We start from the raw sequence: 16,523 nt of genomic DNA on the forward strand, positions 1-16,523 counted from the left end.
AACCCTCAATCCAAAGCACAGACAATGATGATATTAACTTTCGCTTTGCTCCGCCGATGCCCCGTCATCGAGTGTTTCGACGAGCAGATCCAGTTGGCTCTGACAGCCATTGGCAATCAGCGCTTCTGCCGCCTGGTCCAGATTTTCCGGTGCATTTGCGAGCATCACGAAATTGACTTCAACAGATTGTTCGACATTGGAACCGATCAGCCGGTAGCTGGCGCCGTCTGTGATCGGCGCTTCGGCTCTGGGCCAACTTTTCAAAGGATTGCCCTTTCTCCACGCCACTTCGGTTACCCGTCCATCGGCGGGCTCAACAATGCTGGCGGTTGCTGATCCAGTGTAGTCCGGTCGCCACAGCACCAGCGTTGCCGGGTTGGCGACACAGAACTTCCCGCCCTTGGTCACATCGAGATACCAGAGGTTGGGATTTTTCGGCGCTGCGACATCGGTGGTAACTCCGGCGCTGCGTACTGCTCCGGTGCGGGCCCGGCTTTTTCCGCGATTATTGATGAAACTGGACAAGCGGTCCGCGCTGGTCTGCTTCCGGGCGGATTGGTTCAGTGCGAACGTGCCTGGTCCTTTGAGCACCCGCGTTCCGGACTTGCCTAATATTGTCACCGTATCGAGCTTTTTCAGTGTCACCTTGGCATTGGTTGCGAGCTTTTTACCCGCCGGATAGGATTTTGCCGAAGGACCGGTTGAGCGGATCACCATATTTTGTGCCAGAGCGGTGCCGCTAATGCCGACGAGCAAGAGCGCGCCAAGAGCGGTTTTGCCCAATCCTTGCTTCCATTTGGTCGACTTTGTTGCGCGGTTTTCAGCCAAGTGCATAGCTTTCTCCATTTTTTGTTTTTTTCAATCTCTGCAGCAAATTGGCAAGACCGAGATCTTCACCAGATTGCTTCATCATAGCAGTAAGTGTCTGAATGTAACCAATATCACCTTTTTCATGGGCCGCTATGACCGCGGTCACTGCCAACCGGTCTTTTTCTTCCCAGTCGGGAACCGGCTCGAACACGTCTACCGGCGTGGAGCGACCGCGCAGGGTGATCCGGCCCATCGGTCGGTACCAGTCGAGTCCGGTACGCTCCATCGCTTCACGGCTGATCAGCACCTTGGTTTCCAAGGCTTTGTTGGCTGCCTCGAGGCGTGCGGCGGTATTCATCGCGTCGCCCAGCGCAGTATATTGGATACGCCCTTCGCCACCGAAATTGCCGACAATCGCATCGCCATAATGCATGCCCACCCGCGTCCGGCCAATTGGCGGCACGCCTTCGGGCACGTTCTTGCGAAACTCTTCACCAGCCTGATACAGGGCATAGGCCGCTTTTGCAGCGCGTTCGCCGTCATCGGGATAGGAGATCGGAGCGCCCCAGAAGGTCACCAGCGCGTCGCCGACAAATTTGTCGATCGTACCACCATATTCAAGCGCCACATCGCTGAGCTTGTCGAGATAGTCGTTCAGCAGGGTTGCAACCATTTCCGGTTCGATCGCATGGCTCAGTTTGGTAAAGCCTTCGAGATCGGTAAACACCGCAAAAATCTGACGTTTTTCGCCGTGCAACGCGAGTTTCTCAGGGTCTCTCAAAATCTCTCCGGCGATGGATTTCGGGAGATATTTGCCGAGTGCGTTCTGGGCGAAAGCCCGCTGCTTGGAATTGATCGTGCGCGCGGCCGAACCCACGGAGGCATAGCCGAACAACCAGCCGAGCCCCCATCCAAAGGCGGGAAGAGACAAGGTATCGATCCCGGTTCTGTGGAGGACGAACGGGAAAATCAGGAAAAACAGGAACTGGCTGATCAATATGCCCGCAACCTTGGCAGCATTGCCAATAATCAGCGAAGACAGGCCGCCGCATATGGCAACGATCAATGCCGCGATCCAGAGCACCCAGCCGGGAGTTAGCGCGGGCATATCGTCGTTGAGCAACTGGGCCAGCATGTGGGCGTGTACTTCGAGCCCGATCATTTTGCCGTCGTCAAGTTGGACGCTTTCGCCAAATTCGTTGGTTGTCGATTTGATCGAACCAAGCGGGGTGTCGAACCGGTCACGATCGACAAAGTCACCGCCGATCAGAACATGTTTGCCCTTGATGAACGCACCGACCATTTCCGCCAGTTCAGGATCAGCGAAATTCTCGATCGGGAATTTGTCAAACACCGGCACATCGAGGCTGGCCGGCACATGATAGCGGATCGCGCCGGCATTTTTTGCAAATTTCGGATTGGGACCGGTCAGCGCGATGGCCATAAACGGAGGGAGATCCGGATTGCTGGGAGTCCAGCGCCGCTGCACGCCGTCATCATCCGGTTCCAGTTTGATGTCCGTGGGTTTGAGATTGGGGCCAGCGGAATCGGCAAGGAATTCCTCGAGAAAAGCATGCTCGGCGACGCTGATCTCCGCATTGGTTTCAGGACTGGCATAGGCCACGAATGTCGGTGTTTGGAGATTGCTGAAGGCCGATTTCAGCAAGTCATCATCGTCTTGCGGCATTGTGAACAGAATATCGATGCCGATCGATTGGGGACCGGCCGCATCAATCGCTTCCAGCGCCTGGGCCAGAATTGTCCGGTCGACTGGCGATCGCTGGCCAGTCAGTTTCAACGTGTCTTCGTTGTAGACGATCATGACAATGCGATCATCTTTTTCAACCTGGGTGGAAAAGACGGAGGCGCGCAGATCATAGAGCGCGCTTTCTGCATCCTGGATCAGCGGCGTGTCCCAGCTGAACCGAGCGATCAGGACCGCCAGTACCATGAACAGAATCGTCGAGAACAGACGAATCGGGCCGAGTTGCTGGAACAGTCGGCGCAGGGAAACAATCACACTGCGCGCTTCGGTTTTGACATCACGGCTGGCTTCTGCCGGGTTGTTCGAGATATTGGTTGCCGCCATCAGGGCAAGGCGACTCCGCGTTTGTCATCGGTGGCGGGCAGGGCTCCGTCAGCGCTTTGTGTTGCGGGCAGGAACGGCCGCGACCCATCGCCAATAATGGCGAAGCCGGACCAGTAATAGGGATGCGATGTGATCGGATCATCCATCAGCAATTTTTGTGAATTGCGCAGGGCGGTCGCAACCGATTGCCCCTGACCGCTGTTAAACAGTCCGCCGATCAGGCGTTCAGTTGCCTTGAAATCATCCGGTGCCGGCCAGTGGCTGGCGATAACCGAACGACTGCCCGCACCGATGAACGACCGCACCAGGCCATCCAGAGCGGTGCCGCCGCCGCTGCTGACGCCCGCTTCACGCGTGGCCTGTATGCTGGCCTTGCCAGCGGTGTCACAAGCCGAAAGGATGACGATATCGGCGTCCAGCTTGAGATCGAAAATTTCGTCAAATGCGAGCAGGCCGTCGGACTCCGCGCCACCAAATGATGTCAGCAAGGCGGGTTTCGCCGGGCAGGAGGGGCGCGGTGCGGTGACCAGGCCGTGGGTGGCGAAGTGCAAGATACGATAGTCGGAAATATCGGATTTTGACAGGATCTGCTGATCGGTAAAGGCGCTTCCGGTCAGAATCTCGGACCCTTGTTGGCCGACAATCGTCTTGGCCTGCACCAGCTCAGCATCCGATATCGGATTATTCCATTCGCTTAGCGGCCATTCGCAATTTGCGCCGGCTGTCGTAGAGCCTTGCGCGGATCGCACGCCAGAGCTGGCTTGCCTTTCCGTCGTGGGTTGGTTTTTTCCCATGCCCAGATATTGCCGGTTTGCCCTCGAATTGGGTGCCTTGCGGGCATCCGCAAAAGCGCGAGCCGATACGGCGGTGCTCACATCCGTGCTGGTTCCCAGCCAGTTGACGCCGGTATAGTCAAACGCATCGCCATCGGGTTGATCTACTTGTTCAAGATAGCGCGCGACGGATCCATCATCGGCGACGAGCAGATTGATCGGCAAACGCAGCATCGCGCCATCCGGTTCAAAAATCAGATGGCTTGTCGCGCCGAGCCGCTGGTTGATCGGCTCGAACAGTATTTTGTAGAGTGCCCGTGCGGCTTCGATATCAAAGGGATAGGTGACATATTGGCCATTTTCGAACTGGGATATCGAATTGCGCAGAATATCTACCCGGCGATCGAGCTCCTGTTCCGTCAGGTCGACCTTATACGCGGTCGCGAAACCCTTGTCGGTGTAGAACATGAAAATATCATCGCCAACGACGGCCATGCGGACATAGGCTTCGCCGGTGCGCATGCCGTCGCGCAAGTCGGCAAGATTGATTTCGCTGCTGGCTATCGCGCGATACTGGGGGAATTCGGACAAGCGGACCAGCGTCAGCTGTTGACTGCGCTCCAGCTCTTCAATTTCTGCCGCGAGATCGTTGCGCCGGCGCTGTGTTTCCCCGGTTTGTTGCCGTTTGCCGAGCGCCGTAAAGCGCATCCGCAGGCGTTCGATGCTGCGATTGAGATTGCTCGACTGGCGGAACAGCCGGGCCGCTTCATCGGTCCCGCCGCTCAATTCACGCGACAAGGCCGCCTGGGTTTCTGCAACCCCCGGGCGGATCAGGATTTGTGTCGCCTTGAAAAATTCTTCTTCAGCATCGCTATCCTCGCTCATCAAAGCAAAATAAGGCGCCAGCTGATTAGCGATGCCATTGGTCGCGCCGCGTTTGCCGATCGAATTGTCGACCACGTCCCGGTAGATGGTCCGCGCTTCCGTTGGGTTGCCGGTGCGCAGCAGAAAGGCCGCCAGTTTCGCGCGGGCGCCATTGAGTGCCCGGGTTTCCGGATGCTGGAGTTCCAGCAATTCCAGACTGCTCCGTAAAAGCTGCTCGGCTTTCCCGAGATCGCCTTGCTCTTCGGCAATCAAGGCCAGTTCGGTCAATGTCTGGGCGCGCAGGCGGGTAATCGACGTGACCCGACCATCGCGAACGGCAACCGCCCGATTATAGGCAATTGTCAGCGTCCGTTCGGCAGCATCATTATTGCCGATGATCCGTTGCGCTGTGCCGATCAGCTGCAGGGCCTGCGCGTCAATAATCTCAGCGCGCTCCTGATCCGTCAATTTCAGATCGTCAGCAAAACCGAGCAGACTTGCGGCCTGGCTGTCTACGTTGATGCGCGACGAGATCGGTGCCGTTATCGTGAGACTGTTGACGGTTCCCGACTGTTCGACCGCCGCCGTCCGGATCGGTAAATTGATGCGATCAATGGCAGCCCGAAAACGCCCCTGGTTCAGCAAATGAATACCTTCGAAATTGCGCAGCAATTTCTGGTTGATAACATTGGTTGATTCCAGCGCGCGGGCCTGCGCGAACAGCGCGTCTGCCTCGGCAAATTCGCCCAGGTTGGATTTCTGCAAGCCCCGGTTGATATAATATTCTTCCGGATCGATTTCCTGCTTTGCCGATCCGGCGGTACGCTGTTGCAAGGTTTCAAAAAATGCAGCGGCCTCGGCATAATCGCCATTGAGATTGCGCCGATAACCTTCGGCCAGCGCCTGCGCTGGCTTCAGCGTCAGTGCCTGAACACGGGCAAAAGCAAAGGGATCGGCTATGGAAGTGGTGGCGACTTCGATTTTGCCGTCGACAATCCGGTTGGCCTTGATCGACCGCAACGCCAGCAATGTGGCGTCATCATAGGCGGTCAAGCCTTCTGCCACATAGGAAATATTACCGCTCTGATTGCGGAAAATCGAATAGTTTACCGGTTCGTCTGCGAACTGGCACACGGTCCGGTCAATGCCTTGGACTGTGTCTTTTGGTGCTTCGGTACCACAGGAAATGCTGTCCCTGCGATGTTGCGCGACACGGGACAGAACATCACCATCCGGTTCACGAAATGCATAGATATAGCCGACCGCGCGCGCGGAGTCGCGGCAAACAATCGCCCAATTGCGGTCGAATATGCTTTGTTTGGCTTTGTTCTCGAGGCTGCGGTCTTGCACCTGGCAGAGCGTGCCGTCGCCGGAACCAATAGGAAAACTGTCGCGCAGGCTGATGGGTGTATTCTGCGCTAATGCGCCGCCCGGTGTCAAAGCCAAGGCCGGCACCAATGCCAGAAGTGGCATGAAATAGTTTCTAGGACGCCTCATATATTCCCCACAATATAACCGCAGTCTTGCGCTTTTCCCAGCGCAAGCCGTGCCTATTGCGACCCGTTTTTGTCCCCTCGGATACCCCCATAAGCGAGGTTTCCGAGTCTGGTATAGTAATTTATCGACAAGCTTGTGCAGATAGGGTGATAAAAGTCACTTTTTGGAAGGACTTAGTGTCAGCACCGGCCCATTATGGCACTAATTACCCGCAAATCCGCGAAATTCGATGCTGTCGGCTATCGGGACGCGCGGGACTGCGAAATTGTTAATCGCGGCATCCGGATCGCGATAGCCGATGGCCATGCCGCAAAAGAAGACGTGGTCATCGTTAATGCCGAGCAGCTCACGCATATAGGTGCCATACATCGCCCAGATTTCCTGGGAACAACTGTCGAGGCCCGCTTCGCGCAACAAAAGCATGACGGTTTGCAGCCACATGCCCATGTCGGACCATTGTGGTGGCCCCATATATTTGGGCGTATAGGTGAACATCTGGACCGGGGCACCAAAACTGTCCCAATTGGCCATCATCTGCTTGATGCGGGCGGGGCCATCGCCCCGTTCGATGCCCACGGCGTTGAACATGGCTTCCCCGACACCGCGGCGTTGCTGCTCATAGCGTCCGTCGAGTTCTTTGGGATAAATGGCATATTCCATGCCTTCTCCCGCCGGAGCCGTCGGCGCCTTGGCCTTGATGGCGGTTGTAATTCGTGCCAGCTCGTCACCAGTCACGAGGATCGCGTTCCAGGGCTGGGTATTGCCACCGGAAGGAGAGCGCTGGGCGGTTTCAAGGATCTGCTGGATTGCCGCAAGATCGACCGGCTTGTCGAGAAATTGCCGGACAGAGCGCCGGGAATGGACCGCTTCGGTTACGTTCATTTGGGTTCCTCATCAAAAAGTCCGGCCAGCTGTTCGACCATCGTGCCGCCAAGTTGTTCGGCATCCATGATCGTCACCGCGCGCTTGTAATAGCGGGTAACGTCATGGCCGATACCGATCGCGACGAGCTGTACCGGCGACCGGCCCTCAATCCATTCAATCACCTTGCGCAGGTGGTTTTCGAGATAGGCGCCGTGATTGACCGAAAGAGTGGAATCATCAACCGGCGCACCATCGGAGATGACCATCAATATGCGGCGCTCTTCGGGGCGAGCGATCAGGCGGCTATGCGCCCAGAGCAACGCTTCTCCATCGATATTTTCTTTCAGCAGGCCTTCGCGCATCATCAGGCCGAGATTTTTGCGCGCCCGCCGCCAGGGTTCGTCGGCTTGCTTGTAAATGATATGGCGCAAGTCATTGAGACGCCCGGGATTGGCGGGGCGATCTTCGGCCAGCCAGCTTTCGCGGCACTGGCCGCCTTTCCAGGCGCGGGTGGTAAAGCCCAGTATCTCGGTCTTGACGCCGCACCGTTCCAGTGTCCGCGCCATGATGTCGGCGCTGATCGCGGCAATGCTGATCGGTCGCCCCCGCATGGAGCCGCTATTGTCGATCAGCAGCGTCACGACCGTATCGCGAAAATCGGTTTCGCGTTCTATCTTGTAAGACAGGCTGTGAGCCGGGTTGCTGACCACACGGGCGAGCCGCGCAGCATCCAGCATGCCCTCTTCCTGGTCGAAGTCCCAACTGCGATTCTGTTGGGCCATCAGTCGCCGTTGCAGGCGGTTGGCGAGTTTTGTGACCGCGCCCTGCAAGTTGGTCAATTGCTGATCGAGAAACGCCCGCAAACGGGTCAGTTCTTCTTCATCGCACAGTTCGGTTGCACTGATGATTTCGTCGTATTTTTCGGTCCAGGGCGCATAGTCGAAACCGGGCGGCAGGTCGGACATCGGGCGATTGGGACGGACCGGCATCATGCCGTCGTCGCCGGCATCGCCCATCTGGTCTTCGGCGCCTTCTTCCAGATCATCTGTAGTCTGCTCGCTGTCGCTTTCCTGCGCATCGTCGGATTGTTCGGAGCGTGTATCGGCCTGACCCTGATCGCCCGTGGCTTCATCATCCGCGCCGTCATCTTCCTGATCGTCGCTGTCGTCGTCTGAATCGTCCTCATTTTCATCGGCTTCGGAATTCTCGTCGTCGCTTTTGATGAGATCGAGATGTTCGAGCAATTGGGTTGTCAATTTGGCAAAACTGTCCTGATCATCCAGGGTCAGGCTTAGTCCATCGAGATCACTTCCGGCTTCATCCTCAATCCACTCGCGCAGCATGTCGACACCTTTTTGCGTGCAATCCGGCGGGGTTTCCCCGGTCAGCTTTTCCCGCGCGAGCAATGCCAGGGCCGTGGAAATCGGTACCTCATCGCGATTTTGGGCGCGGGCAATCGGATCGGATCGCATGCGCATTTCCAGCGCCGCATCAATATTGCCGCTAACCCCTTTCATATTGCGCGTGCCCAGCGCATCGGTCCGCACCTGTTCCAGTGCATCGAAACATGCCCGGGCAATTGCTTCCTGCGGCGCATTCTGCCGGTGACGTGCCTCGTCATGATGGCGCAAGCGCATCGCGAAGCTGTCTGCGAAACCACGGGCCTGAGCGACTTGTTCCGGTGGCAGGTCGCGGGCCGGCATCGGCACTTTCAAATGCTGACCCGATTGCGACGGGGCTTCGGCGGTATAGGCCAGCTCGACCTCGGGTTCATGGGACATTGCGCGCGCAGCGCCGCCGAGCACGTCTTTCAAGTCATCAAGTTTGGAACGATCAGCCATAGAAGCGGATAGCCATAAGCGGAAAAGCAGAGGGAATCAAAGGGCTAAATACAACGTTTTTGCTAGTCCCTTTGAGCGGTAGAACGTCCGGTCGCCAGCTGGACGATCATCTGTCTTCGGCCGGCGCTTCGTCCTGACGCCGGTCCTCGACCAGCAGGCCGTCTTCATTGACCGTCAGGTCCAGGGGAATGCCGCCAATTTCCGTCGAAAGCGTAATCCCATCCTTGCCCTTGATACGAATCTCGGAATCGCCAAGATCAATCGGGATATCCTGCAAATCGTCGATATCCGGGATATCCAGCGGCTTGACTGGTCCATCGGGGTCGGGCGTTTTCGTCGTTTTGGGCGTGCGAACCGGTTCGGCGCCCGAGATCGCCTGAGCCATGAAGTTGCGCCAGATTTGTGCTGGTAATCCGCCGCCATTCACGCCTTTAAGTGGGCTGTTGTCATCATTGCCGACCCAAACGCCGACAACCAGGTCATCGGCATAGCCGACAAACAAAGCATCCCGGTTGTTCTGGCTAGTGCCTGTCTTACCATAAGCCGGGATCGCCAGCTGGGCGGCGCGACCGGTGCCATCGGAAACCGTTGCGCGCAGCATTTCTTGCATATCTTCATGGGTTTTACGGCCATAGCTCCCGGGCCAGTCGGTCAACCATTCTGCCCAGCTTTGTTCCTTTTTCTCGAACGCATAGGGCACGACCGGCCATTGGTTGTGCGCCACCCCGGCATAGGCCGCGGTCAGTTCCAGCAAGGTCATCGTCGATGTGCCCAGGGCGAGACTGGGATCATCTTCCGCCAGTGGCGCGCTCACTCCCAGATTGCGCGCTTCACGAATGACCGCTTTGTCGCCCAGTTGACCGAATAGCCGCACCGCAGCGACATTGCTTGATCGGGCAAAGGCTTCTTTCAGCGGAATTTTACCGCGATAGGTATCGCCTGAATTTTTCGGCAAATAGCCGCCTTTGGTAATCGGGCTATCATCGACCAGCGTTTGCGGAGTCATGCCGGACCGCAAGGCGGCCAGCCAGACGAAAAGCTTGAAGGTAGACCCGGGTTGCCGCTGTGCTTGCGTAACCCGGTTGAAGGCTGACTGCTTATAGTCCCGTCCGCCGATCATCGCGACCACTTCGCCATCCGGCCGCATCGCCACCAGTGCAACCTGCGCATTGGCCAAAGGGGCGCGACCAACGACGCGCCTGGCAATTTCCTGCAGGCGGGAATCCAGTGTCGTTGTGAGCGTCAGCTTGCTGTAACTCATTTCTGACAGGGCGCGGGCGCGGGGCATCGCCCAATCGGCGAAATAGGTCCCAGTTGGCACGGTGTTCTTTGCCCGCACATCGAGGATCGGGGCAGGCAGTTTGTCCGCCTCGGCCTGTGTCAGATATCCGGCGGCCACCATCGCGCCCTTGACCAGTTCGGCGCGCTTGCCGGCTCTTTCCGGGTGCCGCGTCGGCGCAAGCCGGGAAGGGGACTGCACCAGGCCCGCTAGCATGATGGCTTGCTCGGGTTTCAGATTTTCAGGCTTGCGATAATAATAGTGCAGGGACGCGGCACGAAGGCCATAGACATTGTCGCCGAAATACACGTTCGACAGATAACGCTGCAATATTTCATCCTTGGACAAACGGGCTTCCAGCCAGAAGGCGATCAGCATTTCCCGCGCCTTGCGGGTGAGGCTGCGCTCGGGGGTCAGGAAGGTCAATTTGGCCAGTTGCTGCGTGATCGTGCTGCCCCCCTGGGTGCCGCCGCTGCTGGTGGCATTGCTCCAGGCTGCCCTTGCGAGACCACGTGGATCAACACCCCAATGCGAATAGAACCGCCGGTCCTCGATCGCCAGAAACGCCTCGACGACGTGATCGGGCAGGGCGCTGATTTCCACCGGGGCATCGACCACCGCGCCATTGCGGGCGATCGGTTGACCGTCAGAGGTCAGCAGCGTGATCTGGGGCGGTGCAATCGGTTGCAGGGATTTGGACATCGGTGCCGTGATTGCAAGCCACGCGACCAACAGTATGAAAAGGAACAGGGCGCTGGCTAATCCCCGGCTGAACCACCACCATTTGCCTCGCGGTTTTTTGGGCGGGGGTGTGGTGCTGTCAAACGAATCCGCAGGCCGCGGCGTGCTGCCATAAGGCTCGTAGAGAATAGTTTCGGCAGGCTGCCGCCGGGAAAATGGCCAATACCAGCGCCGTGACGAACGCATCGGGGGGAAGTCTGATCCAGCATTACAGCTGTATTATATCAATAACACGGCTTTGGCGAGAGGAAATTGACGGCGCTCGGCGAGGCTTACGCGCCAACCACGCTTTCCGGCAGATCTTCGCCGAAGACGCGTTGATAATATTCCGCCACCAGCATCCGCTCGGCTTCGTCACATTTGTTCAGGAAGCTGAGCCGGAAGGCAAAGCCGACATTGTTGAAAATCGCTGCGTTTTGCGCCCAGCTGATCACCGTCCGTGGGCTCATTACGGTGGAAATGTCGCCGTTCACAAAGCCCTGGCGCGACAGATCGGCCACTTTGATCATATTTTCTACCGTCTTGTCGTCGGTATCCGGGACTTTCGACAGGATGACCTTGGCTTCGGTTGCTGCCGGCAGATAGTTCAGCGTGACCACAATGTTCCAGCGGTCCATCTGCCCCTGGTTGATCTGCTGGGTACCATGATAAAGGCCGCTGGTGTCTCCGAGACCGACGGTATTGGCGGTCGCGAACAGACGGAAATTCGGATTGGGTCGAATGACCCGGTTCTGGTCGAGCAGGGTCAGCTTGCCCTCGGCTTCGAGAACGCGCTGGATCACGAACATCACATCGGGGCGACCGGCGTCATATTCGTCGAATACGAGCGCGGTGGGAGTCTGAAGCGCCCAGGGCAGAAGGCCTTCGCGGAATTCCGTGACCTGCTGTCCGTCCTTCAGAACAATTGCATCCCGTCCGACAAGATCGATCCGGCTGATATGGGCGTCGAGATTGATCCGGATACATGGCCAGTTCAATCGTGCTGCGACCTGCTCGATATGGGTTGATTTGCCGGTACCGTGGAAGCCCTGCACCATGACCCTGCGGTTAAAGGCAAAGCCGGCCAGGATCGCTGTGGTCGTGTCCTGATCAAAAACATAGGATGGGTCGAGATCGGGGACGCGCTCGTCTTTTTCACTGAATGCCGGAATCTGCATATCGAGATCGACACCGAAAATTTCCCGCGCATCGACCGTTTGATCGGGTGCATCCAGAACAGTTTCGCCGCTGCCGTTGGGATGAGTGTTGGGTATATCAGTCATAACATTCCTTAAACTATGCGATCCCGTTAGCATCGGTGCGCGCGAACCGCGCCTATCGTTTTTCGCATCCCGGTTTGGCTAGTCTCAATAAAACATGGTCATTCGAAATCGGGTGATTCCTTCAGCTGCGTATAGGCCGCGATGACGTCTGCCAAGTCTTTCTCGTGCGTACGATCGCCACCGTTGCGATCCGGATGATATTTTCGCACAAGCTCAGAGTAGCGTCGTCGGATGTCCTGGCGTCCTGCATTGTCGCCAAGCCCTAGCGTCTTAAGCGCTTTCTGGTCGACCGAACTGATCGGAGGTCCGCTTCTCTGGCCGCGATTGAGGCTTGCTGCAAATCTTGCCCCGATCGCATCGAGCGGATCGGTAAAATCTGCCCAGGCGGGAGAATCGGTCGGCCCATTGCGATAGATTCGCCGTTCGCTGTCCCATCCGTGGATCGGGTGCTGGGCATCGAATATCGCATCCTGGTCCATGCCGGCGAAATAATCATAGCCCTGGTTGAATTCGCGAACATGGTCGAGACAAAGCCAGCGATATTCTCCGGGGCCGTCATAGCTGTGCGACGCACCATAGATGGACGGGCCCCGAAATTCCCCATCAGCCGCGCAGCCTTCAATCGCGCAGGGCCGCCCGTCGCTTTCCACGCGGCCGTGAAAGCGGTTCGGCTTTTTCTTCTGTGGGTCGGAGGAAGGCAAGGATCTGTCCGTTTGGTGAATTGATATCGCGGTTCGCAAAAGCGATCGAAGCGTCTATATAGGCATGATGGAAACAGAATCAAAAGGCCCTGTGGCCGCGGAAATCGAAAAGCGGCTGCTCGAGGCTTTGGCCCCGACCGCCCTGAACGTCATTAACGACAGCGCCAGTCATCATGGCCATGCCGGAGATGATGGCAGTGGCGAATCCCATTTTACCGTCGAAATCGAATGTGCGGCCTTTGCCGGACAATCGCGGCTGAATCGGCAGCGCATGGTCAACAAGGTGCTTGGCGACCTGATGCGCGAAAAGGTCCACGCGATGGCGATCAAGGCGCGGGCACCCGGCGAGTGACCGACCAGTCTGCCCCTCAGAAGGTTAATCTCCGGTCGGCCTTTGCCAGCTTTTCCGACCACTGGTCGCCGAAAGTGGCAGGCGATATCAATGACGCACAGGTGAAACTGGCAAAGTTCGAAGGCAAGTTTGACTGGCATCATCATGACTCGGAAGACGAGCTGTTTCTGGTCGTTTCCGGCACCATGCGGATGGGCCTGCGGACCGGCGATATTGATGTCGCGCCGGGCGAGTTTATCATCATTCCACGCGGCGTGGAGCATCGCCCGGAAGGATTGAACGGGGAATGTCACGTATTGCTGCTGGAACCCAAGTCGATTTTGAACACCGGCAATGTGATCACTGAAAAGACCGTGGTTGATCTTGACCGGCTTTAGCTAACGCAAGTCCATTTGACCCACGCGCCATGGGCGTGGGCTTCCCCCAGTTTGACTGGTTTGCCATCACCGGGCCATTGGCGGACGGTCAGTTCGTGCCGGTAAGTCTCGCGATTGGCTTCCAGCGCCAGCCAGACCAACGGCCGCTCTGTCGTTGCCTTGGCACCAGCTTGTGCCATCGCAGCCTCAACCCGTTCGCGGCCGGCTTTCGGGATATATTGCCAGACAATCGAATGCATCAACACGCGCGTCACGCCGGGAAGCTGCGGTCTGGATAACTGCACTTCCATCCAATCATCCGCGCTGGCAGCAATCGGGTCGGGAGCCTCATCCCGCACTAGCTCTATCGCGGTTTTCATGCGCTCAAACCGCGCGATATGTTCCGGCCAGATATAGGCGGTCAGGCGTCGGGCCTGCTGCGGATCGGCCAGATCAACCGGGGCAATGTCGCATCCGCGGATGGATTCGAACGCGAAATGATGGTCCGGCGGCGGTGGGCCTTGCCATTCCGGCTGGAAGCGCAGCGCTGCATCTTGTGGCCCCACGGAAACGCCAGCAAGATCGTAATGATAGCGATCGATCATCAGGTTCAAACCGGCGCTCGATCCGATTTCGAGTAGTTCGTACCGCGGTGGCATCCCGGTTGCGGTGAGCCATAGCAAACCGGCGATATAAGAGGACGAGCGCCCCGCTTCGTTGGTCTGTGGCGGCGAGTCCAGCCATGGCAATAAGGCGGTTTCAAACTGGGAGATGACATCGCGCACAATGGCTTCGGCATTGTCCGCCGCATTCGGTTCGCCTGTATATATGGCCGACAAAGACGCGTGAGCACCCGCCAGATGTAATGCATGAAAGCCACCGGCGATGCGCAGCGGCAAAGCATCGGCGAGCGGATTGCCGGACCAGCCAAGGATCTGGCGCCCCAATTCGGTCTCATCATCCAGCGCATTATGGATGGCTTCGACCATCCGGCCGGTAATCGGAGCATCATTGGCGCGGCAATATGCGACCTGATTGGCAAAGGCGGTTTCCACGGTCGGTCGCTGTGTCATGATGCCCTTTCTCCATTGCCCTTTTCCGGTCCAAGCCCTAAAGCCGCCAGCGAAACTGACAATGGTGCTATGACCGAACCCCTGATCTTTGCAATCCCCAAGGGACGAATTCTCGATGAAGCCTTGCCCATGCTGGCACAGGTGGGAATTGAGCCTGCGCCCGAATTTTTCGACAAGAGCAACCGCGCCCTGCGTTTTGCAACCAACCAGCCGCACGTCTCGATCATCCGTGTGCGGGCGTTCGACGTGGCGACTTTTGTTGCCCATGGCGCGGCCCAGATCGGAATTGTCGGCTCGGATGTGATCGAGGAATTCAACTATAGCGAGCTTTATGCGCCGGTCGATCTGGGCATCGGACGGTGCCGGCTATCGGTGGCGCAGCCCAAGGATGATGCTGACCAGATTAGCAATATCTCGCATATCCGGGTCGCGACCAAATATCCCAATCTGACGAGCAGGCATTTTGAAGCGCGTGGCATTCAGGCAGAATGCGTGAAACTGAATGGCGCGATGGAACTCGCGCCTTCGCTCGGACTGTCGCGGCATATTGTTGATTTGGTAGAGTCCGGCAGCACGCTCAAGGCCAATAGTCTGATCGAGACCGACCGTATCATCGACATCTCGGCGCGTCTGGTCGTCAACCGGGCAGCATTCAAGATGCGCAGCGGGGAATTGACCGGACTGGTTCAGCAATTCCGTGAACTGGTCGGGCAGATCTGATGGCTTTGCGGCTGTCCACTTCGGATACCGGCTTTGCCGATGCCTTTGACGCGCTGGTCAACGCTCGCCGCGAGGCTGATGCCGACGTGTCGACCGATGTCGCTGCGATTATCAAGGACGTGCGGGCGAGCGGAGACGAGGCCGTTGCCCGGCTGACCCAAAAATTTGACGGTCATGATCTGGATTTTACCGGCTGGAAAATGTCGGTCGCGGAATGTGAAGCAGCGCTTGACGGTCTTGATCCGAATCTGCGGATTGCACTGGAATTGGCGGCGATCCGGATTCGCGATTATCACGAGGGGCAAAAACCCGACAACCGCGATTATCGTGACGATGCCGGCTTGCGCATTGGTGCCCGCTGGAACGCGGTCGAGCGGGCAGGGATCTATATTCCCGGCGGCAGAGCTGCCTATCCATCGTCGGTACTGATGAACGCGATCCCCGCCAAAGTGGCCGGCGTTGACCGGGTCATAATGGTCACGCCGACACCGGGCGGAGAAGTCAATCCGCTGGTTCTGGCGGCGGCGCAGATTGCCGGTGTCGATGAAATCTGGCGCATCGGCGGCGCGCAAGCGATTGCGGCGCTCGCTTTCGGAACAGAGAAAATCGCGCCGGTCGATGTGATTACCGGTCCGGGCAATGCCTGGGTCGCAGAGGCCAAGCGCCAGGTTTATGGCGTCGTCGGCATCGATATGGTCGCGGGTCCTTCTGAAATTGTGGTCGTGGCCGACGGACAAAATGATCCGGACTGGATTGCCGCTGATCTCTTGTCCCAGGCGGAACATGATCCGACCAGTCAATCGATATTGTTCACTGACGATAGCGCATTTGCTGACCAGGTGACAGCTCGGATCGAGGCCCAGCTTTGCGCATTGGCCACCAGCAAAACCGCGACTCAAAGCTGGACCGACAATGGTGCGATCATCCTGGTCGACCGGCTGGAACAAGCGATGCCGCTCGTCGATCGACTAGCCGCCGAACATCTCGAGCTGGCTTGCGATGATCCGCAGGCGCTGTTCAACACCGTCCGCCACGCCGGTTCTGTATTCCTTGGCCGTCATACACCGGAAGCCATTGGTGACTATGTGGCCGGTCCCAATCATGTGCTGCCCACCGGAAGGCGCGCGCGTTTTGCCTCCGGATTGTCGGTGACAGACTTTATGAAGCGCACGAGCTTTTTGGAATGCGACGAAGCGGCGCTGGCGAAAATTGGCCCGGCGGCCGTTGCCCTTGCCGAAGCCGAAGGATTGCCGGCGCATGCCGCCAGCGTGCAAAAGCGGCTGGACAGGCGTCGATAATAA

General features: G+C 57.7%; 13 protein-coding genes. 4 read left to right on the top strand and 9 right to left on the bottom strand.

The annotated features are described in order from the left end of the window. Window positions 1-33 precede the first annotated feature (33 nt). From ACZ1GS_RS04755 to ACZ1GS_RS04790, 8 genes are all read right to left on the bottom strand, one after another. Window positions 34-834 (bottom strand): hypothetical protein, encoded by an 801-nt coding sequence (locus tag ACZ1GS_RS04755; RefSeq protein ID WP_472697344.1) that lies wholly within the window; start codon window positions 832-834, stop codon window positions 34-36. Further along, window positions 821-2,899 (bottom strand): CHASE2 domain-containing protein, encoded by a 2,079-nt coding sequence (locus tag ACZ1GS_RS04760; RefSeq protein WP_472697345.1) that lies wholly within the window; start codon window positions 2,897-2,899, stop codon window positions 821-823. Before ACZ1GS_RS04760 ends, ACZ1GS_RS04755 begins: the two co-directional genes overlap by 14 nt. Continuing rightward, window positions 2,899-6,009, bottom strand: a complete 3,111-nt coding sequence (locus ACZ1GS_RS04765; RefSeq protein ID WP_472697346.1) for a CHAT domain-containing protein — start codon at window positions 6,007-6,009, stop codon at window positions 2,899-2,901. The genes ACZ1GS_RS04760 and ACZ1GS_RS04765 overlap by 1 nt, the downstream gene beginning before the upstream one ends. A 225-nt stretch (window positions 6,010-6,234) precedes the next feature. Further along, window positions 6,235-6,915 carry a nitroreductase gene (locus tag ACZ1GS_RS04770; RefSeq protein ID WP_472697347.1) on the bottom strand — a complete coding sequence of 227 codons (681 nt, stop codon included), beginning with the start codon at window positions 6,913-6,915 and terminating at the stop codon, window positions 6,235-6,237. Then, window positions 6,912-8,738, bottom strand: coding sequence for a cobaltochelatase subunit CobT (gene cobT, locus ACZ1GS_RS04775; RefSeq protein WP_472697348.1), 1,827 nt, complete (start codon window positions 8,736-8,738; stop codon window positions 6,912-6,914). The genes ACZ1GS_RS04770 and cobT overlap by 4 nt, the downstream gene beginning before the upstream one ends. A gap of 106 nt (window positions 8,739-8,844) precedes the next feature. Next, window positions 8,845-10,719: a transglycosylase domain-containing protein gene (locus ACZ1GS_RS04780; RefSeq protein ID WP_472697349.1), complete on the bottom strand. Its 1,875-nt coding sequence runs from the start codon at window positions 10,717-10,719 to the stop codon at window positions 8,845-8,847. Between the two features lie 311 nt (window positions 10,720-11,030). Further along, window positions 11,031-12,020 carry a cobaltochelatase subunit CobS gene (cobS, locus tag ACZ1GS_RS04785; RefSeq protein ID WP_472697350.1) on the bottom strand — a complete coding sequence of 330 codons (990 nt, stop codon included), beginning with the start codon at window positions 12,018-12,020 and terminating at the stop codon, window positions 11,031-11,033. A 98-nt stretch (window positions 12,021-12,118) separates the two neighbouring features. Further along, window positions 12,119-12,721, bottom strand: a complete 603-nt coding sequence (locus ACZ1GS_RS04790; RefSeq protein WP_472697351.1) for a J domain-containing protein — start codon at window positions 12,719-12,721, stop codon at window positions 12,119-12,121. 67 nt (window positions 12,722-12,788) lie between these two features. On the opposite strand from ACZ1GS_RS04790, the gene ACZ1GS_RS04795 reads away from it, so the two are divergent. Together ACZ1GS_RS04795 and ACZ1GS_RS04800 are read left to right on the top strand one after the other, a co-directional pair. Beyond that, the gene (locus ACZ1GS_RS04795) at window positions 12,789-13,073 is read left to right on the top strand and encodes a BolA family protein (protein ID WP_472698065.1); all 285 of its coding nucleotides are present in this window, start codon (window positions 12,789-12,791) and stop codon (window positions 13,071-13,073) included. Beyond that, entirely contained in the window at window positions 13,070-13,450 is a 381-nt protein-coding gene (locus tag ACZ1GS_RS04800; RefSeq protein ID WP_472697352.1) for a cupin domain-containing protein, read from the top strand. Before ACZ1GS_RS04795 ends, ACZ1GS_RS04800 begins: the two co-directional genes overlap by 4 nt. Here ACZ1GS_RS04800 and ACZ1GS_RS04805 read toward each other — a convergent pair. Beyond that, entirely contained in the window at window positions 13,447-14,502 is a 1,056-nt protein-coding gene (locus ACZ1GS_RS04805) for a DUF2332 domain-containing protein (RefSeq protein ID WP_472697353.1), read from the bottom strand. The two genes, ACZ1GS_RS04800 and ACZ1GS_RS04805, sit on opposite strands and share 4 nt — an antisense overlap. A gap of 69 nt (window positions 14,503-14,571) precedes the next feature. On the opposite strand from ACZ1GS_RS04805, the gene hisG reads away from it, so the two are divergent. Continuing rightward, window positions 14,572-15,222 carry an ATP phosphoribosyltransferase gene (hisG, locus tag ACZ1GS_RS04810; protein WP_472697354.1) on the top strand — a complete coding sequence of 217 codons (651 nt, stop codon included), beginning with the start codon at window positions 14,572-14,574 and terminating at the stop codon, window positions 15,220-15,222. After that, the gene (gene hisD / locus ACZ1GS_RS04815; RefSeq protein WP_472697355.1) at window positions 15,222-16,520 is read left to right on the top strand and encodes a histidinol dehydrogenase; all 1,299 of its coding nucleotides are present in this window, start codon (window positions 15,222-15,224) and stop codon (window positions 16,518-16,520) included. The genes hisG and hisD overlap by 1 nt, the downstream gene beginning before the upstream one ends. The last annotated feature ends 3 nt before the right edge of the window (window positions 16,521-16,523 follow it).

This window comes from Parasphingorhabdus sp. W113, assembly GCF_055693205.1.